17 protein-coding genes are annotated in these 21,362 nt (G+C 57.9%); 4 read left to right on the top strand and 13 right to left on the bottom strand.

The window, feature by feature from the left end; all coding sequences use genetic code 11:
* Positions 1-465: 465 nt before the first annotated feature.
* Together DESU86_RS05740 and DESU86_RS05745 are read right to left on the bottom strand one after the other, a co-directional pair.
* Complete coding sequence (locus tag DESU86_RS05740; RefSeq protein WP_179980171.1) at positions 466-1,383, bottom strand: LysR family transcriptional regulator; 918 nt, start codon at positions 1,381-1,383, stop codon at positions 466-468.
* Between the two features lie 117 nt (positions 1,384-1,500).
* Complete coding sequence (locus tag DESU86_RS05745) at positions 1,501-3,132, bottom strand: outer membrane homotrimeric porin (RefSeq protein WP_179980172.1); 1,632 nt, start codon at positions 3,130-3,132, stop codon at positions 1,501-1,503.
* A 299-nt stretch (positions 3,133-3,431) separates the two neighbouring features.
* On the opposite strand from DESU86_RS05745, the gene DESU86_RS05750 reads away from it, so the two are divergent.
* The 3 genes from DESU86_RS05750 to DESU86_RS05760 all read left to right on the top strand — a co-directional run bounded on the left by DESU86_RS05750 (position 3,432) and on the right by DESU86_RS05760 (position 6,212).
* On the top strand, positions 3,432-3,896 hold the full coding sequence (locus DESU86_RS05750) for a CYTH domain-containing protein (RefSeq protein WP_179980173.1): 465 nt from the start codon (positions 3,432-3,434) through the stop codon (positions 3,894-3,896).
* A gap of 30 nt (positions 3,897-3,926) precedes the next feature.
* Positions 3,927-4,565 carry a hypothetical protein gene (locus DESU86_RS05755; protein WP_179980174.1) on the top strand — a complete coding sequence of 213 codons (639 nt, stop codon included), beginning with the start codon at positions 3,927-3,929 and terminating at the stop codon, positions 4,563-4,565.
* A gap of 78 nt (positions 4,566-4,643) precedes the next feature.
* Entirely contained in the window at positions 4,644-6,212 is a 1,569-nt protein-coding gene (locus tag DESU86_RS05760; protein WP_179980175.1) for an SLC13 family permease, read from the top strand.
* A gap of 319 nt (positions 6,213-6,531) precedes the next feature.
* Here the strand turns inward: DESU86_RS05760 and DESU86_RS05765 are convergent, their stop codons facing one another.
* The 11 genes from DESU86_RS05765 to DESU86_RS05815 all read right to left on the bottom strand — a co-directional run bounded on the left by DESU86_RS05765 (position 6,532) and on the right by DESU86_RS05815 (position 20,123).
* On the bottom strand, positions 6,532-9,471 hold the full coding sequence (locus tag DESU86_RS05765; RefSeq protein ID WP_179980176.1) for a hypothetical protein: 2,940 nt from the start codon (positions 9,469-9,471) through the stop codon (positions 6,532-6,534).
* 257 nt (positions 9,472-9,728) lie between these two features.
* The gene (locus DESU86_RS05770) at positions 9,729-10,532 is read right to left on the bottom strand and encodes an ABC transporter ATP-binding protein (protein WP_179980177.1); all 804 of its coding nucleotides are present in this window, start codon (positions 10,530-10,532) and stop codon (positions 9,729-9,731) included.
* Positions 10,511-11,344, bottom strand: coding sequence for an ABC transporter permease (locus DESU86_RS05775; protein WP_179980178.1), 834 nt, complete (start codon positions 11,342-11,344; stop codon positions 10,511-10,513). Before DESU86_RS05775 ends, DESU86_RS05770 begins: the two co-directional genes overlap by 22 nt.
* Before the next feature lie 126 nt (positions 11,345-11,470).
* Positions 11,471-12,565, bottom strand: coding sequence for an ABC transporter substrate-binding protein (locus DESU86_RS05780; RefSeq protein ID WP_179980179.1), 1,095 nt, complete (start codon positions 12,563-12,565; stop codon positions 11,471-11,473).
* 230 nt (positions 12,566-12,795) lie between these two features.
* The gene (gene nifB, locus DESU86_RS05785; protein WP_179980180.1) at positions 12,796-13,686 is read right to left on the bottom strand and encodes a nitrogenase cofactor biosynthesis protein NifB; all 891 of its coding nucleotides are present in this window, start codon (positions 13,684-13,686) and stop codon (positions 12,796-12,798) included.
* On the bottom strand, positions 13,683-14,459 hold the full coding sequence (locus DESU86_RS05790) for a 4Fe-4S binding protein (RefSeq protein WP_179980181.1): 777 nt from the start codon (positions 14,457-14,459) through the stop codon (positions 13,683-13,685). The genes nifB and DESU86_RS05790 overlap by 4 nt, the downstream gene beginning before the upstream one ends.
* Entirely contained in the window at positions 14,449-15,303 is an 855-nt protein-coding gene (locus tag DESU86_RS05795) for a substrate-binding domain-containing protein (protein ID WP_179980182.1), read from the bottom strand. Before DESU86_RS05795 ends, DESU86_RS05790 begins: the two co-directional genes overlap by 11 nt.
* Positions 15,304-16,077: 774 nt before the next feature.
* Positions 16,078-17,496 carry an NADPH-dependent glutamate synthase gene (gene gltA / locus DESU86_RS05800; RefSeq protein WP_179980183.1) on the bottom strand — a complete coding sequence of 473 codons (1,419 nt, stop codon included), beginning with the start codon at positions 17,494-17,496 and terminating at the stop codon, positions 16,078-16,080.
* Positions 17,486-18,328: a sulfide/dihydroorotate dehydrogenase-like FAD/NAD-binding protein gene (locus DESU86_RS05805; RefSeq protein WP_179980184.1), complete on the bottom strand. Its 843-nt coding sequence runs from the start codon at positions 18,326-18,328 to the stop codon at positions 17,486-17,488. The genes gltA and DESU86_RS05805 overlap by 11 nt, the downstream gene beginning before the upstream one ends.
* A 247-nt stretch (positions 18,329-18,575) precedes the next feature.
* Positions 18,576-19,934, bottom strand: coding sequence for a sigma-54 interaction domain-containing protein (locus tag DESU86_RS05810; RefSeq protein WP_179980185.1), 1,359 nt, complete (start codon positions 19,932-19,934; stop codon positions 18,576-18,578).
* A 9-nt stretch (positions 19,935-19,943) separates the two neighbouring features.
* Entirely contained in the window at positions 19,944-20,123 is a 180-nt protein-coding gene (locus tag DESU86_RS05815; protein ID WP_179980186.1) for a hypothetical protein, read from the bottom strand.
* A 515-nt stretch (positions 20,124-20,638) separates the two neighbouring features.
* Here DESU86_RS05815 and grdA point away from each other — a divergent pair.
* On the top strand, positions 20,639-21,115 hold the full coding sequence (gene grdA / locus DESU86_RS05820) for a glycine/sarcosine/betaine reductase complex selenoprotein A (RefSeq protein ID WP_179980187.1): 477 nt from the start codon (positions 20,639-20,641) through the stop codon (positions 21,113-21,115).
* The last annotated feature ends 247 nt before the right edge of the window (positions 21,116-21,362 follow it).

The raw sequence follows: 21,362 nt of genomic DNA on the forward strand, positions 1-21,362 counted from the left end.
GCCTGAGAAGAGCCTATACGTAAAGGACTTTTTTTGACACAGATTTTTTATTGCACGTCTGCTTTCTGGCAACTAGATGATATTATTACTTTAATATCTTTACAGGCTGCCAGCAGTTCTCAACGTAACAGGCATACGGAAAGAACCCGGCGCATAGTCCTCCCATTCCACTGGCAGTCTGGAGGCCAGCGTGCCTTTCCCGGAAACAGGGCCGAAAAAGAAGGCAACATGGCCCTGTTCCCCTTTGCCCACATACACCAGACCCTTTTCAGCGCCATATACAGGCAATGCATGTGCGCATCCTGCCTTGGCTGAAGCCGAAAAAAAGCCCGCAGCGGGCGCAACTCAGGATATTGGCGAACCGTAAACCGGCGAACCGTAAACCGATGAACTGGCCGCAGGCGCAACCGCCATCATGGCCGCAGGCTGGCTGCCTTTTTTCATCAAGGGCTTAGTGCCTGCCGGTCACTGCAGCATTTCTTCCGAAATGGGAACGCCATGTTCAAAGAGGGTGGCCAGAAAAGCCTTGGTGGTCCGGCTGAAGGCGGCGCCGGGGAGCGCCACCAGAAAATAGTTGGTGTGCATTGAAAAATCTTTGACTGGCAGGGGGACGAGAGCGCCGCTCTCCAGTTCCCTGGTGGCGGCATGTCGGGGCAAGGCCGTGATGCCCACGCCGTTGATGACCATTTGCTTGGTAACTTCCATATTGTCCACAGTCACCACAGTGGGTGGTTTGGCGCGAGGTGCGCGCTTTTTCAGCCACTTGGTAACTTTTTCCGTCATACGGGCGCCCTGTTCCCGCATGATGATCGTTTCACCCACGATATCCTCGGCCTGAAGAACCTTGTGCGAGCCGATGGGGGCGAGGTTCTTGCCAGCCACCAGGATAAGGGGTTCACGATGCAAGAAATGCTGCACCAGGTTAGGATGCCCGGAGGACGAACCTCCGAAACCAATCTCCAGTTCGCCGCTTTGCAGTTTGCCCGCGAGTTTGTGCGAATTGCAGATGACCATGCGGATCTTGATGCGGGGATATCGATGGTGAAAACTGTTGATGAAAAAAGGCAGCCAGTATGCTCCCATAATGGCTGTTGCGCCTATGGTCAGTTCTCCACTTTGCAGTTCGCCAAGCTCCTGAAAGGCGTTTTTCAGTTCGTCAAGCACGCCAAATATTTGCTGGGTGTATTTATAGAGAACGTGCCCCTCGCTGGTAAGCCTGACGTTACGGCAGGTTCTTTTGAACAGCACCACCCCGAGGCTCTGCTCCAGGTTCTGTATCTGCATGCTCACTGCCGGTTGCGTAAGAAACAGCTCCCGTGCCACCTGCGTGAAATTGCCTCTTTCTGCTACCTTGTGAAATGCCTTGAGATTTTCAATGTTCATACTGTCTCCTGATTGCGCCGCTTTTACAGGGGGGGATCAAGCGGTTACACCGGAGCGCCTGGCACGTTCCGTGTCCTGCGCCCGCATGGGCCCCATGCGGGCGCAGGCGCAAGACCATCAGAAGCTGTAATAAAAGGCGAGGTTGCACTGCCAGGCATCCCGCAAATTGGGATTGCCCACCCAGCCGCCGCTGGCCACAGGCCCTCTGCCCCATACACTCCGCGATGTATCCAGATTGAGCATGACGTAATGCCCTTCAAGGTTCATACGGAGATTTTTGTATATCTGCCACTCGTTGACAAGGCTGAATTCCGTGGCGCTGTCGCGGGTTGTCAGATAAATGCCCTCTACGCCCGCGTTGAAGTCCGTGCCGACGCGCGTGGTGGTATAGTCTCCATTGGCATTCTTTTTACCGAGAAAATATTTGGCCATCACAGGATCATTGGTGCCCATGAAGTGATTGACGCGCAACGTATGCTTGAGGTTTTCAAAGAAAGATATGTCCTTGAGCCGCGCGCCAAAGCCCCAGGTCCCCGTCCACACAGCCGTGACCGCGTTTTTTCGGGAAATGACGTTTCCGTTGCTGGCGTATTTTGAAAGTTCGTTGCCCGTGGTGGAGCGCAGGGTGGGCATGCGCTGCGAACCGTTCTTTATGTCGCCCGTGTCGCCGGAGCTGTACCAGGCGTACACGCCGGGGATGGCCCAATCCAGCTTGTATTCGCCGAGTCCAAAGGCTTCCCAGCCGGAGCGGTTGAGCTGCGCGTGCTCATAGGTAACACTGCCGTACGTGAAATCCCAGGCCAAGCGGAAGGGGCTGCTGCCCGTGTATTCGCCCGTTACCGCGCCCCAGAAGGCATTGCCATACTCGGTAAGGCGCATGGACTGCCCTTTTTTTGTGGCCCAGACCGCCGGGAGCATGCCGGTGTATATGCTGGAGATTCCGTTGCCCATCTGGTCTGACGTGTTGCTTGGCACGCTGTTCCACGAGCTGTAGCTCTTGTTGATGCGGGGATTCATGACATTGGGGCCAATGGCCGCGTACATGGCCCAGGGGGTAATTTTGAGCCCGTCAAACGACAGGGGCACCAGCAGCCCGGCCGCATCCATATTGTCCATATAGTTTGCGGGGGTATTGGGCTGCCCGGCGAGGCTTCCGGGATAGTTGTCATTGTAAAAACGGAACCAGAATCCCGTGACATCGGCATTGTCGTTTATTTTGTATGAGGCCACGATGCCCGCCACATCGTCCTGAAAGATGTTTGATGTCTTGGCCACAAAGTTGGGCAGGGTAATTTCCTGAATGCCCATGCGCAGTTTGAGCCGCGTGCTGGGAACCACCCAGTCGAGATAGGCATTCTTCAATTCCACCGCGTTGCCGTCCGAACCAAGCGATCCTCCATAAAACTTGGTGCCGCCGGGCCGATCCATGGCGTTGCCCCACTGCTGGTCGCCCATTTCAAACCACACGGTTCCCGAAAGATACTCCGATGCTATGGCCTGAAGCTGCAGCCGCACGCGCTGGTTGGTGCCGAAATTGTCGGCCGTATTGGTCGCGCCGCCATTGTAGCCGGTGTAGGCGGGCGGGTTGGGCGTCTTGTTGGTTGGCCGCCCGCTGTTGGAGAATTTGCCATAACTGCCATAGTCAAAGTTTACGATCCATTGTCCCTTGATCTTGAACTCCATAGCCAAGGCCTGCAACGGGGCCAAGGCAAGGCCCGCAGCCAAAAGAAAAGCGAGACACGTTCTCATCGGTGACCTCCCCAAAGGATATATTGTAAAAAATATACCTCAAAGAGAGAGTCCTTAAAAATCATGTTGTATAATTGTATTGATAAGCTTTTGTTATGGCAGCCTGTTCACACAAACAGCACAGACTTGAGGTGAAGTTTATCATACACGCGACAGATTAGTATTTCAAGATATAAACAAAATTTATAGCTGAAAAAAACTCTTTTGATTTTTTTGCGTAAAAAAAATCTTGTATGCTTTTTCGCAAGAGAAAACGAAAACCATGCCAATGGCACCAACAGACTTCAAAGGAGTTTCCCATGGGCAAAGAAATTGAGCGCAAATTTTTACTCAAAGGCGACGCCTGGCGTGATCTTGCGCAGGGCACCATGTATCGGCAGGGCTACCTCAACAGCGCCAAGGAGCGCACCGTCCGGGTTCGCACTGTGGGCGACAAGGCCTTTCTGACCATCAAGGGCATAACCGTTGGCGCAACCCGCGCCGAATACGAGTATGAAATTCCCTTTGTCGACTGCAACGCGCTGCTGGACAACCTGGCCGAAAAACCCCTGATCGAGAAAAAACGCTACAAGATCAAACAGGGCGAATTTGTTTGGGAAATTGACGAATTCTTCGGCGACAACAAGGGTCTCATTGTGGCTGAGGTCGAGCTGACCAGCGAAGACCAGGCTTTCCCCAAGCCCGAATGGGTGGGCGAAGAAGTGACCGGCGATCCCCGCTATTTCAATTCCAACCTCATCAAACACCCCTTCACCAAGTGGTAAGCGGGGATTCCCCTGCTACAGGAGCCCGTCATGTCCAATGTATTCGCCCAGAATGTGGCCACGTCAGCGGCAGATGCTGAAAAGATTGTTCCCCGCGCCGAGTTTCGCGTTTTTGGTCACGGCATCATAGAAAAGGTCAGGGCGCGCATGTGGTCGTGCGCCGCCACTCTGCACAAGGCCCGCAAGATGCCTGCGGAAACCTATTTTCTTTCGGTCAATACCACAGAGGCCAACGTGAAAGTGCGCGACGGTCTGCTGGACATCAAAACAAAAACTGGCGAAACCCCCGAGGGCTATGAGATTTTTCAGCCTCGCGGCAAGTTCCAGTTTCCTGTGAGCAAAGAGGACCTGGCGACCATCCTGGGGCATCTCAAGGTGGATATACCACTGGACATGCCCACGTATTCCATTGAAGAATTCATCAAAATGGCCCGCGCTCATGCGCAGCTTTCGCCAGTGACCGTGGAAAAAATGCGTTACGGCTTCACCGTTGACGGCATTATTTGCGAATTCGCCCAGGTGTGGTTCAACGGCGCGCTGGTGGAATCCGCCTGCTGCGAAAGCGAAAACTATGCTGGCATGCGCAACGCCGTGGAAGCACTAGGCCTTTCCGACCTCCCCAATACAAACTACCTCAAGGCGGCAAGGCGCGTTATCGGCATGGAATAGTACATCGCACCCCAGGCGGCTTTGCCCCCTCCCCTACCCCAGGGGTGAAGCCGCCTTTTCACCTGGGAGGTTCAGGCCATGTCACAAGTGTTTACACCCCCAAACAGTTTTGACCCGCTTGACATGCGGAACTACACGCTGGAGAAACTGCCGGAAATGAAAGGCGGCGTGTGGGCGGATCGCGTCAAGTTCGCCGGAGTGCCGCTGGCCATTTTCTTTTTTCTGTATTTTGATTTGCACTGGTGCGGCACCATCGGCGTTTTCGAAACGCAAACCAAGGTGCCTCCGGCCCACTGTTATTCAGCTCTGGCCATTTTTGTCTCATCGCTCATTCTCTGGTTGGCTGAGTCTATCCCCAATTATCTTACTTCATTTCTGATTATTGTTGCAGCTGTCCTTACGGGCGTTATGAAAATGCGCCCCGCCTTCGCCATGCTTGGCGAACCTGTCATGATCCTCAACATCGCCTCGTTCATCATGGCCAGCGCCCTGGTGGTAACGGGGCTGGCCAAGCGCATCTGCATCTATATGGTGCTGCGCATGGGCGGCAACCTTGGCATGATGCTGCTCTGTTTCATTGGTCTGAATTTGCTGCTGGGCGCCTTTATCAGCGCAACTTCGGCAAAGACGGCCCTGCTCCTGCCCCTGTTTATGGTCATATCGGCCATGTATGGCGCCACCGGCGGCGAACACCGCAATAATGTGGGCCGCAACATGGTTCTGCAAAACCTGCTTGCCAACAACGTGTCGGCGTCTGCCTTCATTACCGGTTCCGCCGCCAACCTTGTGGCTGCCAACCTGCTTGAGATGGCCGGATACAAGGTCTATTACGCCGACTGGCTCAAGGTCATGCTGCCCCTGTGCATCATCCAGTGCCTGTTTGCCTGGTACACGGGCACCCGCTGGATATTCCCCATCAGCAAACAGGACGCAGTGCCCAAGATGGAAGGCGGCACGGCGCGTTTGCACGAGGAGCTGGCCAAGCTCGGCAAGATCAGCGCGGCAGAAATACGCGCGGGCATTGTCTTTCTCGCGGTGCTGACGCTCTGGGCCTCTGACAAGCTCATCGGCGTCCGCGCGGAAGTTGTGGCGCTGGCAGGGGCCATCTGCGTACTGATGCCCAGCGTGTGCAAGCTCCCCCGGCTTGGCGTCATCAAGTGGAACGATGCCGACATTCCCTGGCACATGCTCATGTTCAGTTGGGGCGCGTATGTGCTGGGAGGATTGGTGGAAAAAACCGACATTGTGGGACTGTGGATACATTCCATGCTGGACAGCTGGAATGCGGACACGCTGCCCAAGGTCGCCGTTTTCGGTATTCTGGCCCTGGTTTTCGGCCTGACCACCCTGATCAGCGAAAGCAAGACGGCCAGAACCATCGTCATGTTCCCCATCATCATTGCCGTTGCCAAAAGGTTCGGGTGGGACGTCATAGGATTCAGCCTGCCCATGGCTTTTCTTATCAACCAGGTGTACGTTCTCTATTTCAACTCCAAGCCAGCCAACATCAGCTACCTCACAAACCAATACTCCAGCTGGGAATCTTTCAAATTCGGCATATTGCAAATGCTGGCGTGCATCGTGATGCTCATACTCTGGACGCAGTACGTCATGCCATTGATGGGCTTTGACAGCCGGCTCTGGTAGCGCCCGGAACGCTTACGCCCCACAGAAGAGCCGACCCCCGCAATAGACAGCGGGGGTCGGCTCTGGCATTGCGGCATGTGCTTTTGCCGAACCGCCCCTCACGGCAAGCGGCGTGTGCCCATCGGCATGGCCAGGCATCTCCTGAACCGCCCGCACGGCACGGCGCGCGCGTCCTTTTGGAGCATTTTCGCATTGAGAATAGACACGCTAAAAGTTCAAGGCACGCTCGCTTGGGCGCTTAACATCACAACCAAATAGCAGTGCTGTTTTCTCCCGTAAGCCCTACGGGCAACGGCGGAGGCTGCGCTGCTGCGGCTGTTCAGCGGCAGCGCCTGATCATGTGGGCCATGTCCCGCAGATATCTGCCATGAAAGTTCAGATAAAATGCCAGCGGCTTTCTGAAGTTTCGCCCCACAAGGTCGCCATTGATCAGTATCTTGCTTATGGTATGCCTGCAGCACAAGACAAGCTGCAGACGCAGCAGGGTTTTTCGTTCCTTGTCCGTCATCGCGCGCAGCAGTTTGGCAAAAACGTCCTGAGCGCGCGGCAGGTGGAACCAGAAATACATGAGATCCAGCGCGTGGATGCACAGGTCGCGCTCAAGAAGCCGCGCCCTTTCTCCGCCATTGCGGATCAGCCTTCTGGCGCGATTCAGGTTCAGCAGGATATCATCCTCGGGAAACATGAGTTCAAGGCGGGCGTGGCAGGAGCGCAAGCTGGCCAGCTTGCCCGCATAGTCCCAGTGCCGCATGCGCCGGTTATTGCGGCTGTCCGCATAGCCTTCGATGATGGCGGCCACAGTGTCCGAAGCGGTTTTTGAGATAATGGCGGCGCAGGGAATCATGTAGTACAGAGGATCGGCCACTCCGGCCAGTACAAGCACGCTTATGAAAGCCGTATTGAACAGCCCGGACAGGGGAATGGCCAGCGCGCTGCGAAACAGATTGCCCACGGCAGCCGCACGGGGAAACCCCCTGTAAACATTGTGCGCGGCTATATACAAGCCATTCACCACATTGAGAACCGTGAAAACGAGCAGGGGATGGCTCTGAACGGTTATGTCCATGCATTTTTCCAGCAGGCCGATGCGCACGCCCGCCTCAAGCAACAGCACCGAAAGCCCCGTGTAGAGCAGTGAATCGCAGATGCGGCTCACGCTCACATGGTCACGCCAGCGCAACAGACTCCCCCTGGCCCCGCCCCCGCCGGAAATGACCATCTGTATGCTATTGCGCACGCCGGTAATGGCGAACCATATCAAAGCGCCAAACCAGGCCAGAAACCACCACTCCTGCGTGTACCAGAAGGTCAGCGCGGCAGGAATAAAACCCGCTGCCACCTTGAGGCAATTGCCGATGCCCGTGTTGAGGCAGGCCCAGCCCGGCATGCCCTTGCGCCCCTGGGACGGATCGTGCAGCAGTCCGTTGCTGTGGGCAGGTTGTTGCGGGCCTGCCAGGCCGACCATATTGCCGACCCGAGCCATGCGGGCCGTTTCCGTATGGGCCAGCCACCGGCGTTCGGCGCGCCTTTTGGGCTCGGGCGAATCCGGGGAATCACGGAAGCGGATGGCGCGCTCTTCAAGCTCTGTCTGGATGGGGACAGCAATGGTGCTCACGCGCCGACGGCGTATGGCCCTTTGCGCGCGGGCGGGCAAGGTGACGGGGAAGGCCAGCCCCATGCGGCTTCGGGCTTCCCGGCTGGCGGACGCGGACCCCATGCGGCACCTCAGGGGAAGACTGCGGTAGCGCTCCCACAGCATGGGCAGGCGGTGCAGGATATGGCGAAATTTGGCCGCGCGCCGCGCCTGGTCGGGATCAGCCAGCATGCGGCGCGTCATGCGGCTCACCAGTTGTTTGAGAAGCGTGCCGTCGCCGCTGTTCAGGGCGTTGCGCAACATACTGATGGCGGGCAGGTTGTGAAGGCGGCCTGCATGCCATTGACGCGCATTGAACAGCTCCAGATGCGTGATGCGCCCCTGGCAGTCCCACAAAATTTCCAGAACGTCTTCCTGGGTAAGATCGGCCAGGCAGAGGACTATGCGGCAGTCGGAATGCAGCCTGGCCAGGCGGCGCGTCAGCCCTGCCGGAGATATGGAGCGCAGCTCCAGGCCGGGAACTGCCGCAGGTTCTTCCGGCAAGGCGGCGTCCTGCAGGTTCTGATCCGCGTCAGGAAACCAGCGCTGGCGCAGGTCGCTGCAACTCAAAGAATCAAGCCTGCCCAGTTCGGCAAGGGCCGCATCACCGCCGTCGGCCCGCAACCGCCCGGCTCGCGTCCGCATATAGGGAAGCACGTGGTTGAACAGGCATTCAGCCAGATGCGTCACGGAAACCTGCCTTCCGCCAACATGCTGCAGCAGGGCCTCGCGCGACAGCGGCGGAACGTCCACGCCCAGCGAAGCGGAAAAGGTCGGGCGTGAGTCGCAGTTCCAGGCGTCCAGCATGCGCAGCACCTGTTCGGACTTCCATGCCGCCACGGCCTTGCCCTGCTCCATAAGCTCCGCCACCAGCGGCTGCCCCAGAAAATTGAGAAAGGCGCGCGCATCGGCAAAACCGCGCGGCATCCATACCAGGCGCGCCCTGCGCCCCCGGAAGAGCGTGCCGTATTCCAGCGCCACCCGCGCGGTGATCCCCACAATATCCGCGGCCTGCAACACTTCTTCCGCTGCCTGCCGCGAAACATGGTCGCAATACACTATGGTCAAACTGCGGATGCCCTTGACCCAGGCGTCCATGATCAGATGTGTGGGGGTTTTTCGCCCGGTGCTGTGGGCGTCGTGTACGTGATCGTCAAGTACAAGCTGGTTCCATTCCTCTGGCATTTCAAGCAGATGGTAACGCTCCAATGTGCGGCGCACCACACGCGGCGTTCCCGTGGCCGTGCGATGAAATTCGTGAGCCAGCGCGAGCCGCTCCTCAATGTCGCTGCGGGCCACAAGGTCTTTCATGATCTGCACCAGCGCCCTGGCCGTATTTATGCGCAAGGTGGAGTGCGCGCTGGCCAGGGTCTCATCGTGCAGCGTCCGCAGGGCAGCCAGGCGGATTTCCGCCTGATCTTCCACGGGACTGGTCAGCAGGTTGATAACGGCATGGGCGATACGGAATTCCGGGGAGTAAACCAGTTCCTTTACGCCGTGCGGGTGCAAATTCGCGTCAAGAGCGTCGTGCATCGTGCTGCCGGTCCGGCGGTTGGACTCTATCTGCTCAATCAGTTGCAGCAGTTCATAATCCCTGGCGTCGAAGAACAGTCTTAGCGGGGACATGCGGCTTCTCCAATAAAGGAACGGCGTCTGCCGAGGTCATTCCTGCCATGTACCCCCTTTTGGAAAAATTTTATAATAATATCTTTTAATGTTTGTCATAATTCATTTTGAACACTGTCACCTGAACCGCCCGGACATTGCGGAAACAGGCGCGCCGCAAGGCGACACACGCGGTTTGCCCGCGCTGTGCAGCGACGCGTCCGGCGGCACGGGTGGATTCAATGCTTGAAAATCCATATTCGCAACGGTCGCTTACGCTAGGCGCTCTCCCCTGTGTCCTGCTGTTCCAGAAGCGCCAAGATGCGGGTCACAAGGCTGGCGTAGACAGGGGCGTCCCTTTGGCGCGGGCGTGCCATATCCACGGAAAAGCGATCCACAATACGCCCTGGATTGGTGCCCATGACGATGATCTCGTCGGCGAGGTACACGGCCTCGTCCACGCTGTGCGTCACAAAAAGAATGGTCTTCCGGCTTTTTTCCCACACGTCGAGCAGCCGCTTTTGCAGAATGATGCGCGTGAACGCGTCAATGGCGCCAAAGGGTTCGTCCATGAGCAAAACATCGGGATTGTTGGTCAGGGCGCGGGCAATGGCCACCCGCTGCCGCATGCCGCCCGAAAGCTCATGAGGCATGGCCAGGGCGAATTTTTCAAGCCCCACCATGGCCAGATAGCGGCGCGCCTCCTGCTCCCTTTTGTCCTTGGACATGCCGCCGAACTCCAGCCCAATACCCGTATTGTCAACCACGTTCAGCCAGGGGAAAAGAGAATATTCCTGAAACACCATGCCGATCTGACGGCAGGGGCCATGCTGCGGCGCGCCGCGAAACAGTATCTCCCCCTGCTCGCACGAGGCCAGCCCGGCCACCATGCGCAGCAGGGTTGACTTGCCGCAGCCCGACGGGCCGACGATGCAGACAAAACGGGAGTTTTCCACCGTCATGTCCACATGGCTCAGGGCTTCCACCGGCCCGCTTCTGGTGCTGAACACCTTGGAGACGCCCCTGACGGTGATTTCCGGATGCGTGGCGGCGCTCTGCGCTATTTTGTCAATCGCTTCCATACAAACTTCCTGTCTTCATACAGCCTGAAAATCCTGTCCAGCACCGCGCCCACAAGGCCGATGCTTATCATGCCCGCTATGACCACGTCGGTTCTGCCCACGGTATAGGCATGCGTAATCAGGTAGCCCACGCCGGAAAGGCTGCCCGGCAGCATCTCGGCGGAAACAAGGCACATCCACGAAACCCCCAGGCCGATGCGCAGGCCGTTGATGATGGACGGCGCGGCATAGGGCAGCAGCACCTTGCGAAAGATGTCCACCTGGTTTGCGCCAAGCACCCGTGCCGCGTCGGTCAGCGTTTGCGGCACAAGGCCCACCCCGTGTATGGCGCTGGTCAGCACGGGATAAAAGCCTCCGATAAAAATGATAAAAATCATTGATATCTTTATGTTGTGAAAATACGGATAGGCAGGGCCAATGGGTACGGAAAAAACGTCGGCCAGGCTCAGCATGCCGAACCAGGCCAGCACCAGCGGCACCCAGGCCAGCGGCGGGATGGAGCGGAACAGCCCGAGAAAGGTGCTCAGGGCCGTGTTGACGTCCGGCCTGTAGCCCATGACGATGCCCAGAGGGATGGCCAGAACCACGGCCACAAAATATCCCGCAAAAACTCGCGCCAGACTGATAAGGGTATTGGCCGGCAGGGTTCCCATGGAGATAAGGTCTTCATGAGGGCTGACCATGATATCCCATACCAGCGGAATATCGGGCAGAATGATGTCGTTTCGCACCACCTGCGCCATCACATGCCACAACAGCAGAAAGAGCAGTGGAACAATCAGGGGCAGAACAAAAGCTTTTGCACTTTTCATCAAAACCAACCGACGTTGATGGCTCACGTAGCGAACCGGGCCAGGGCGCACACTGCGTCCGGCCCGGTCAACCGCAGCGCCCGCCCTCACAGGGAACACGCAGGGCGGGCGCAACACGCAGGGATGCTATTTGCCGTTCAGGAACTGCGGATCCACAAGGATGCCTTCCGCTTGCTTAAAGGTTTTGTCCTTCAGCGCGCCCTTGAAATACCCGGCCTTGTTCAGTTCGCTCAAATAGCCGTCAGCGCCGTCCTTCCAGCCTTCAGTAAAGCTTTGCAGAAAACGCAGGTTGGAATTCTTGCCGATCTCTTCGGGCAGACCTATCCAGCCGGCTCCGAGAATCCCGGCGCGTTGGGTGTCCTCATTGCACCACTGCCCCGCTCCGGCCATCAGGCGGACGAAGTCACGCACAAGGTCAGGGTGCTCGGCAATGGTTTCTTCCCTGGCGGCTATGACGCAGCAGGGGTAGTCCGTCCATTTTTTTTCAGGGGGCAGGTTACGCAGCATACTGATGTCGCAACCAGCGCCCTTGCCCACCGCTGTCTGCGGGAAAGGCTCGGGCCCCACCACGGCGTCAACCTGCTTGCTGCTCAGCGCGGGGATAAGGTTGGACATGCCTTTCAGGTCCACCAGCACCACCTGCGCCTTCTGGTCCAGAGGATTGCTCGTGTAGCTGATGCCCTCGGACTTGAGCGCGCTTTCAAGAATAATGATGGGCGAGCTGCTGGGCGAATGGTAGCCGATGTTCACAGGCTTGGAAGACGCCTTGATGTAGGCGATGAATTCCGGCCATGTTTTGGCGGGCACGTCGTTGGACACGACAACGCCGCCGCTGGCCAGCACCAGGGGCGAAACGATCTTGATGGGGATGTTTTTGTCAATGCCGGCCATGATGGCGGTGATGGAGGCAAGGCCAATGTCAAGCTGCTTCTGGGCAAAGAGCGTGGCGGTTTCCGAGCCGCTTTTGATGACAACGATGTCAAGCACGGCCACGGCCTTGCCGTTCTTCATCAACTGGTATTTTTCCTTGGGCACCAGGGGCTGCATCCACATGCCGTCCACAGTGAGCTTTTCCCCCATGCCCATGGCCGCCATGAGGGGGGTGTGGTTGGTGGTAAAAATGTAGCCTACTTTCAGCCGTGGCAGATCCGCCGCCTGGGCCGCAACTGTCAGGGCAAGCACGAACGCGATTGCCAGGATCTTGCTGAACAGAATGCGCATATGACCTCCATCAGTTTACCAGAGTTGCATAATGTCAAAAACCTTTACAGCACATGGGAGCCAGACCTTCGAAATTTTTTAGAGCAAATTCACTTTGAAAATGCTCTGGCGGCTGTACGCGCAGCCACCAGAGTCATCTAACAATCAGACTGTTCGTAAAAATCCAACCGCCTGCCGCCGCCGGGCGCTACCGCCATCGGGCATCTGCGCGCAGCGGGAACCGCCCGTGCCTACTGGCCAAACTCCAAAGCATCGGCCCGCGTCGCGGGCGGCGCGCAGCAGATGTCTTCAAGCCGCCCGTCTTCGCCAAGAAAGCCCAGGGCGTCAGCGCGGCAACGCGTGCAGTGGCGCATCTGGGGGATTATGGCTCCGGCTTCGGCCCGCAGGCGGTGCATCGTGTCCGGGCCGGGAGACGCCGCACCGGCAAAGCGCGTGCCCGCCACGGGCAGCAGCGGTATGCAGTTCATGAGGTCGGCCCCCCAGGACGCCACGGCCATGGCTACGTCCCGCACGTGGTCGCTGTTGACGCCGGGGATGACCACCGTGTTTATCTTGACCGTCACGCCCAGGGATTTCAGACGCCGCACGCCTTTTTCCTGCCGCTCCAGCAACAGGGCCGCGCCTTCCCACCCGGTCACGCGGCTGTCGCCGTCGTTCACCCAGTTGTACACAACCGCGCCGATGGCGGGGTCCACGGCATTGACCGTCACAGTCACGTGCCCCACGTCCAGTGAGGCCAGCGCGTCCGCGTGCAGCGGCAAGGCCAGGCCGTTGGTGGACAGGCACAGGAGCATGCCGGGCAGCGCCTCGCGCAGCGTGGCGAGGGTGTCCAGCGTGCGCGTGGCGTCGGCCAGGGGATCGCCAGGGCCAGCTATGCCGATAACGCTCAGATGCGGCATGTGGGCCACGGCGCGCAGGGCCGCGTCAACGGCCTCTTCCGGCGCAAGCAGCCGTGCCGTGACCCCGGGGCGAGACTCGTTGACGCAGGAGTATTTGCGGTCGCAAAAACCGCACTGCACGTTACAGCCTGCCGCCACGGGCAGATGAACACGGCCGAAAGACCGGTGCGCCTCAGGGCTGAAACAGGGATGCCGCGAACTGTCCGGCTGCAGTATGGTCATGCCTTGCCCCTTGGCTTGACGCCGAAGCGGATGCAGTCCTTGGGACATGAGCCCACGCAGTCGCCGCAGTTGACGCAGTTTTCCTCATCGGGCCGCGTGCGCATGTTGCAGGCCTTTCTGCATTTGTCGCAGTCATTGCATTCCGGCGTCTTGTAAAAGCGGAAAAGAGAAAAGCGGCGCACAAGTTCCAGAGCCGCGCCAAAGGGGCAGGCAAAGCGGCACCAGCACATGATGACGCCCAGCCCCAGGGCCAGCACACCCACCGTGATGACAAAGCGCAACTGCCACAGAGGAAAGGCGTGTTCCCACGTCAGCATGACCGAAGGCCAGAACTCGCCCACACGCAGGGGCACGTTCACCCTGGGCTGGCCCATGGCGAACCATACCAGCAGCCCCGCCGCCAGCATGAGGTATTTGGCCCATCTGTAGTTCTTCACGCCTATGGGATTTGGCCCGAATTTGAAGGGGTTGAGCGCCAGAACCCGGTTGACGAAGTTTCCAGGGCACAGCCAGCCGCAAAAAGCCCTGCCGAAGAACACGGCCACAGCCAGCCAGATGCCCCAGAATCCCCAGAACATGCGGGACGCCTGGCCGGGACAGGTCATGACCGGGCAGTTCTGACAACTGACAAAGGGCACCACAAAAGGACAGCGAAACGCGCCATACAGTCCCCATTCGCCGATAAACAGCGTGGAGGCGATCAATACTGCCCTGTTGCACCAGCGAAGAGTCCGCAGCCTGAGGCTGGGTCGGGCGACCAGTTCATGCAACATCTTTGACCCCCAGCTTTTCAATGAGTTCCTGACCCTTGGGAGAAATTGCGGGGATAAACCCGGCCTGATCAAAAAATGCCTGGCCCTGCGGGCTGGTCAGCCAGGTGATGTAGGCGTTGGCCAGATCCTTGTCCGCCGCGTCGGCCATAAGGCCCACGGTAAAGGTCAGCGGCCCGGCGGGGAAAAACTTTTCCGGGATCTCCACCACATCAAGATTGCTGGCAAAGCGCGGCATGCGGCAGATGCGACGCTCCACAATCATGGCGTCGGCCTTGCCGCTGGTGACGTTTTCCACCGACCGCTGCACACAGGTTCCCTGTTCCGGCACATTGGCCAGCACCTTCTGGGTCAGGTCGGCGGCCTTGAGCAGGCCCATGACGGCCTGTCCTCCTGGCGGGGACGCCTCCTTGGCCATGGCCACGCGCACCCCTTTGCGGGTGAGATCCTCAAGGTCGGCGATGCCAGCGGGATTGCCCTTGGGAACCGCGATCACGTAGCTTGTAAAGCACAACGGTTTGAAGGCGAGCATTTTTCCCGCTTTACGCAGGCTTTGCGCCAGCGCAAGCACACGCCCGGCAAAAACCTCGGTGTGCCCGCTGCCGCTGAGCAGGGATTTGCCAAGAGCCCCGGCAAAGGCCCCGGTGTACACAATTTTGACCCCGGATTGCCGGGTATACTCCTCATGCGCCGGGCACATGGCCTCGGCAAGGCCGCCGCACGACCAGACCTGAAGCGTGCCCCCGCTTGCGGCCTGTGCGGCCTGCGGCGTGATGAGCGCGGCTCCCGCAGCTCCCAGAGCCAGCGATTTTAAAAAACCGCGACGCCCGTTTTTTTCTGCATCCATAACAACCTCCGTCAAAAAATGTTGGACAACGCGCCCTGATCCGTCCTTTTCGCCTGGTGTACGGCCATGCCGTCGCACGTCTGAAACAGTATGAGCCTGCAACGCCGCTGTTGCCGCCACGGTAAAAACGCTGCAATCCGCCATAAACATGAAGCGTTTTTCCACCCAAAAAATAAAAAAGGTTTCGCATCTGCATGCGAAACCTGCGCTGTGAAAAAGAACCGTCGCAACCCTGCCTTGCAGGGCCGAAAATGATTAGAGCGTGGCCCTGCTTGAAGGATAACGCGAGACAGCCTGCCCCACAGCGCCGCAAAGTCAGGTTCCACCGGATACCATAAGGCCGGATCGCCGCGCCCAAGGCGCAAGCGCTCCTGCCCTGCGGGTATCAGGGACGTGCGAAATATGGGAACAAATGTGCGTCATGGCGCTCATGCCGTGTTGCAGTTTTTTGGCCGACTGTGGGCCTTGTGCAGAAAACACCCCTGCCCGCGCAGCCGCCAGACTAGTGGCGCTACACGGTTGCTGCGTGAATCTGCTTGCATCAGTTAATCCAGACTACGATGAAACTTCCAGGGCGGCAAGCATCCCGAGCGCCGCAGTCAACTAAATCAGATCCACTTTGAAACGCTGCACATTTCAAAGTGGGGATTCTGCCGAAAATGCTCGTTACATCTGAAGTTACGCCATGTTGCGGCGTGCGGTGGGTGGCCCTGCCAAGGCAGGCCCACCCACCGCAATGTCCGGTGCAATGTCCGGTGCAACATCCGGCCGTATCTAACCCAGAAGCCGCTTCACAATTTCCTGCCCGGCCTTGCGCCCCGCGCCCATGGCGAGGATGACGGTGGCCGCGCCGGTGACGATGTCGCCTCCGGCAAAGACGTTGGGCATGGACGTTTCGCCCGTTTCTTCATTGACCTCGATATAGCCCCACTTGTTCTGCTTGAGCTTGGGGGTGGCGTCCAGAAGAATGGGGTTGGAACGTGTGCCCAGCGCCACGACGGCAAGGTCCGTGGGCAGATCGAACACTTCGCCCTCAATGGCCACGGGGCGGCGGCGGCCGGAGGCGTCGGGCTCGCCCAGTTCCATTTTTTGCAGGGTAACGGAAGTGAGGCGCATTTCATCGTTGCCGTTAAAGCGCAGCGGGGCCGAAAGCATGGCGAACTGCACGCCCTCTTCCTCGGCGTGTTCCAGTTCTTCAAGGCGGGCGGGCATTTCGGCCCTGGTGCGGCGGTAGACGATGTGCACGCTTTCCGCCCCCATGCGCAGGGCGGTGCGGGCCGCATCCATGGCCACGTTGCCCGCGCCGAAGACCGTCACGTTCTTGCCGGGAAAGGCCGGGGTGTCCTGATGCGGAAAGTCGTAGGCCCGGCCAAGGTTCACGCGGGTGAGGTACTCGTTGGCCGAGAACACGCCCACCAGATTTTCGCCGGGAACGCCCAGAAACATTGGCAGGCCCGCGCCCACGCCGATAAAGACGGCATGGTGGGTTTCAAGCAGTTCTTCCACCTCGACGGTACGGCCGCCAACGGAGTTGAGGTGAAAGTCCACGCCAGCCAGGCGCAGGCCGTCAATTTCGGTGGCAACCACGTTCTTGGGCAGACGAAAGGCGGGGATGCCGTAAATGAGCACGCCGCCCGGCTCGTGCAGGGCTTCGTACACGTCAACCTTGATGCCCGCAGCGGCGCAGACGCCCGCACAGGTGAGGGAGGACGGACCGGAGCCGATGCAGGCAACCTTGAGGTCGCCGCGCGGCAGGGCGCAGGCATCCGTGCCCGTGACCTGCTCGCAGGCCGTGGTGGCGATGTAGGTGTCGGCCACAAAACGCTCAAGGCGGCCGATGGCCACGGGCTGGCCCTTGGCCCTGAGAACGCACTTGCCCTCGCACTGGTGTTCCTGGGGGCAGACGCGGCCGCAGACGGCGGGCAGGCTGTTGGTGCTCTTGATGATGCGGTAGGCGGCGTCCATGTTGCCATGCGCCGCTTCACGGATAAAATCGCGGATGGGCACTTCCACCGGGCAGCCACTGACGCAGAGGGGCTTTTTGCACTGGAGGCAGCGCTGGGCTTCTTCAATGGCCATTTCCCTGGTGTAACCCAGGGCCACTTCGTCAAAATTGGCGCGGCGCACTTCGGCGGGCTGGCAGGGCATGTCCACCCTGGGGGCAACGGGCTTTTTGGGGGTCTTAGTTTCCATGAGCAGTCCTCTGATAGTCGTCGATGGAGACCTTCTCCTGTTCACGATAGGCGGCCAGACGGCGGCGCAGTTCAGGAAAATCCACTTCGTGCCCGTCAAATTCGGGGCCGTCCACACAGGCGAACTTGGTTTTGCCGCCCACGCTGACGCGGCAGGCGCCGCACATGCCTATGCCGTCAACCATGATGGGGTTGAGGCTGACCGTGGTCTTGACGCCAAAGGGGCGCGTGGTTTCGGCCACAGCCGCCATCATGGGCACGGGGCCCACGGCCACGACTTCAAAGACGCTCTTGTCTTTTTCAAGCCTGTCGCGCAGAAGATCCGTCACAAGGCCCTTGTGGCCGTAACTGCCGTCATCGGTGGAGATGAGCAGTTCGTTGACAAAGGATTTCAGCTCGTTTTCAAAAAGCAGCAGGTCCTTGCTGCGCGCGCCGATAACGCCCACAACCTTGTTGCCCATACGGGCATGGCCCTTGGCAATGTGGTGCATGGCGGCAATGCCCGTGCCGCCGCCCACACAGATGACGGTGCCTTTCTTTTCAATATGGGTGGGGTGGCCCAGAGGACCGCAGACGTCAAGGATGTCGTCGCCGGCACTGAGAGCTTCAAGCAGGGCCGTGCTTTTGCCCATGACCAGATAGACAATGGTGATGGTGCCGTTTTCGGCGTCAGTATCAGCAATGGTAAGGGGAATGCGCTCCCCGGTGGGGGTCATGCGCAGCATGACAAAATGGCCGGGTTTGCCCTTGCGGGCGATTTCCGGCGCATCAAGCACCAGCTTGCTGGTTTTGCCCGGGATCAGGCTTTCCTTGTGCAGTATGCGTGTTGGCATGGACTCTCCTTCCCTCAGGGGGCACGCCAGCGCGAATAAACGTGCCCGGTATAAGTGCTGCCTGCTTACGATCAAACTGGCCGGACAGGTTTATGCATAAAATGTGCCTGACCGCCTGAAACCCTCCAAGGCCCTTCTGCTGCGGCATTGGCGGCATGGCAGACATACACCGCCGGACGGTGCGCAAGCAGCGCCCGCGCGCCGTGAAATACCCAGAGCATTTTAACTTTGAAAAAGTGTAAACGCTCTAAAGCTGCTTCGGCACAAAATTTTTCGCATTGATGCCGAATTTTTTAATCTTATAGGACAAGAGCTGGGGTGATATGCCAAGCAGCCGGGAAGCCAGGCTTTTGTTCCCGGCTGCCTTGCCCAGCGCGTCCAGAATGGCAACCATCTCCATATCCTTGCGGCTCGCCAGAAGATTTTCAGAGGAAGGGGCTGGCGCTTCAGCTGCGCCCTGTTCGGCCTCTGCATCGGGAACCGCCTGCACGTCGGCAATAACCGACGCCGGCGCTTTTACGCTGAGCGCCGCAGCAGCGCGGATTTCGACGGGGCCCACGTCTGGCGTGACGGCCACCGCGTCCGGGGGGAAGATGTCGGGGCATGACTTGGTGAGCTGCTCGACGTCCAGTACGGCAACCCCCTGGCCCACACTTATGGCGGCCTCGAGCACATGCTCCAGTTCGCGCACGTTGCCAGGCCAGCTGTGCGACGACAACAGGGCCAAGGCGGCTTCAGAGAGCCGTGGAGGCGGATTGAGCGGATTGGGGTTATGCTTGGCGAGAAAGTGACTGGACAGCAGGACTATATCGTCTATTCTATTTTTTAGTGGCGGCAGGAATATTTTTATGGCCCCCAGACGATAGTAGAGATCCGGACGCAGGACTCCTGTGTCCAGCAATTCCTTAGGGTGCTTGCCCACGGCGCACAATATTCGAACGTCTATATCTTTTTCAAGGGCATCGCCCACACGCCTGATCTTCTTTTCCTGCAGGGCCCGCAGCAGCTTGCTTTGCAGAAAAATCGGCATGGAGTCCACTTCATCCAGAAAGAACGTGCCCCCGTTTGTGGTTTCAAAAAGGCCAGGCTTGTCCAGCGCCCCGGTAAACGCGCCCCTGGATGTGCCAAAAAGGATGCCCTCAAGGAGCGGTTCGGGCACGGCCGAACAGTTGATGGCCGTATATGGCCGGCCGCGCCGGGCACTCCCATAATGGATGGCCTGGGCAAACACCTCCTTGCCCACGCCCGTTTCACCAATAAGCATCACGGAGGCTGACGAGGTGGCGGCCACCTCCGCCATGCCCACAGCCTTTCGCAACTCCTGGTTCATGCCGACAATGGACGCAAAGGAATAATGCTTGTCCGCAGTCACAGCTTTTTTTCGGCCCGGGGCCTTGCTGCCCTGAACCTCGATAACGTGCTGCACATTTTCCATATGGCGGGCAAGGTCCGTGTAGCCAATGCTGTAGCAGACAACGCCCAGAAGGTCTTTTTCCTTTGTGTACAGGGGATATATTGTGCACGTTGAGTACACGAGGTTGCCGCCGCGCGTGAAGTAATAATACACCTTGTTTTCTATTGGCACTCCGGTCCTGAGTACCTGCATGGCCGGGCTTCAATCCTTGGTGAATTTATACACCTCATACATTTTGCGCCCCAGGGCGTCGTCAATGTCAATCCTGTCGATGGCCGATTGCGCCTTGTTGTAATACACAAGCGTGCCGTCCACATCCGCGATGATCAGCCCGATATCCACACTGTCAAAAAGCATCTCAAACGTTTCGGTATATTTCATAATAGCGCTCGGCTTTTTTGTTCTCATGTTCGCGAAACTCCTTTGCCATTGGGCAGGTGTTGGGCGTCTATGGAATGTTGATTGTTTTAAAAATAAATTTTCAAAACTTAAAAATTCTTTTCAATTAGTAAAACACCTGGTCCCTGCACACAACCGTGCCATGTCGTAACATTTATCATTTTTATGTGATTTATTTCACTATTCAAACACTATACCAGCGTTCTATCACCCTAAAAAAAATTTGGAACACATGTTGCTGTAGAGGAACTATCCAGCCGAGATTCAGCAGAAGGCTGGAAGGGCGCAAACGCATTTTCTTATTTGTTAAACAAAATTTAACAAAAACATACTTCAATAACAACGCATAGAAGCAAAAAAGTTTTTAAATTCGTAAATTATTTTTTTATAACTATACTATATATTATTATAATTTTATTTAAGACAGACTTGTATGACAACTTTATATGTCTATTTAGAAAACTAATCTCCCTCTATTGCAACAAAAAGGAGAATGTATGAGTGGTATTGCAGGAAAAAAGCTTATTCTGATAGGCGAACGGGATGGCGTCCCCGGCCTGGCCATGGCCAAGGCCTTTGAGGGGAGCGATGCCGAAGTCGTCTTTGCCGCAACCGAATGTTTTGTTTGAACCGCGGCAGGCGCAATGGACCTGCAAAATCAGCAGCGCACCAAAGAAGCTGCTGACAAGTACGACAAGGATGACATCCTCGTCATCCTGGGTACAGCCGATGTGGACGGAACCGGCATTTACGCCGAGACCGTGACCCAGGGCGACCCCACGTACGCAGGCCCATTGTCTGGAGTCCCGTTGGGACTTCCCGTGTATCACATCCTTGACCCTGCCATTAAAAAGGAGGCCGATCCCCAAGCGTGGGAAGAGCACATCAGCATGATGGAAATGGTGCTGGATGGAGAGGCGTTGACAAAAGCCGCGGCAGACATGCGGGAGCAACACGGCAAAAGCACATTGTGACCTGCGGGTGAAAGGCGACGGAAGAGCGCGCATCACCTGCCCGGCTGAAGCAAGGCTTGCCCGACGCTCTCGATGATACGAGCGACTCGGTTTGAGGTTCCACAGCGGTGGCGCTGCACCTCAAATGGCTGGACCAGCTGCGTGCCCGGTCCGTCTTTCCGACATACGGTTGAAGATCAGAACTGCCCGTGTACGGCGTTCTGGTTGTGGGGCCCCCTGAAAGGGCTTTTCCGGCACAAACCGTTTT

The organism is Desulfovibrio sp. 86, assembly GCF_902702915.1.
Lineage (GTDB): Bacteria > Desulfobacterota > Desulfovibrionia > Desulfovibrionales > Desulfovibrionaceae > Desulfovibrio.

Bases quoted from the DNA above. Each gene is read 5' to 3' on its own strand.
- DESU86_RS05760 (WP_179980175.1), top strand. From the start codon at position 4,644: ATGTCACAAGTGTTTACACCCCCAAACAGTTTTGACCCGCTTGACATG.
- gltA (WP_179980183.1), bottom strand. From the start codon at position 17,496: ATGGAAACTAAGACCCCCAAAAAGCCCGTTGCCCCCAGGGTGGACATG.
- DESU86_RS05780 (WP_179980179.1), bottom strand. From the start codon at position 12,565: ATGCGCATTCTGTTCAGCAAGATCCTGGCAATCGCGTTCGTGCTTGCC.
- DESU86_RS05815 (WP_179980186.1), bottom strand. From the start codon at position 20,123: ATGAAATATACCGAAACGTTTGAGATGCTTTTTGACAGTGTGGATATC.
- DESU86_RS05795 (WP_179980182.1), bottom strand. From the start codon at position 15,303: ATGGATGCAGAAAAAAACGGGCGTCGCGGTTTTTTAAAATCGCTGGCT.
- DESU86_RS05765 (WP_179980176.1), bottom strand. From the start codon at position 9,471: ATGTCCCCGCTAAGACTGTTCTTCGACGCCAGGGATTATGAACTGCTG.
- DESU86_RS05750 (WP_179980173.1), top strand. From the start codon at position 3,432: ATGGGCAAAGAAATTGAGCGCAAATTTTTACTCAAAGGCGACGCCTGG.
- DESU86_RS05770 (WP_179980177.1), bottom strand. From the start codon at position 10,532: ATGGAAGCGATTGACAAAATAGCGCAGAGCGCCGCCACGCATCCGGAA.
- DESU86_RS05740 (WP_179980171.1), bottom strand. From the start codon at position 1,383: ATGAACATTGAAAATCTCAAGGCATTTCACAAGGTAGCAGAAAGAGGC.
- DESU86_RS05745 (WP_179980172.1), bottom strand. From the start codon at position 3,132: ATGAGAACGTGTCTCGCTTTTCTTTTGGCTGCGGGCCTTGCCTTGGCC.
- DESU86_RS05775 (WP_179980178.1), bottom strand. From the start codon at position 11,344: ATGAAAAGTGCAAAAGCTTTTGTTCTGCCCCTGATTGTTCCACTGCTC.
- DESU86_RS05755 (WP_179980174.1), top strand. From the start codon at position 3,927: ATGTCCAATGTATTCGCCCAGAATGTGGCCACGTCAGCGGCAGATGCT.
- DESU86_RS05805 (WP_179980184.1), bottom strand. From the start codon at position 18,328: ATGCCAACACGCATACTGCACAAGGAAAGCCTGATCCCGGGCAAAACC.
- DESU86_RS05790 (WP_179980181.1), bottom strand. From the start codon at position 14,459: ATGTTGCATGAACTGGTCGCCCGACCCAGCCTCAGGCTGCGGACTCTT.
- DESU86_RS05810 (WP_179980185.1), bottom strand. From the start codon at position 19,934: ATGCAGGTACTCAGGACCGGAGTGCCAATAGAAAACAAGGTGTATTAT.
- nifB (WP_179980180.1), bottom strand. From the start codon at position 13,686: ATGACCATACTGCAGCCGGACAGTTCGCGGCATCCCTGTTTCAGCCCT.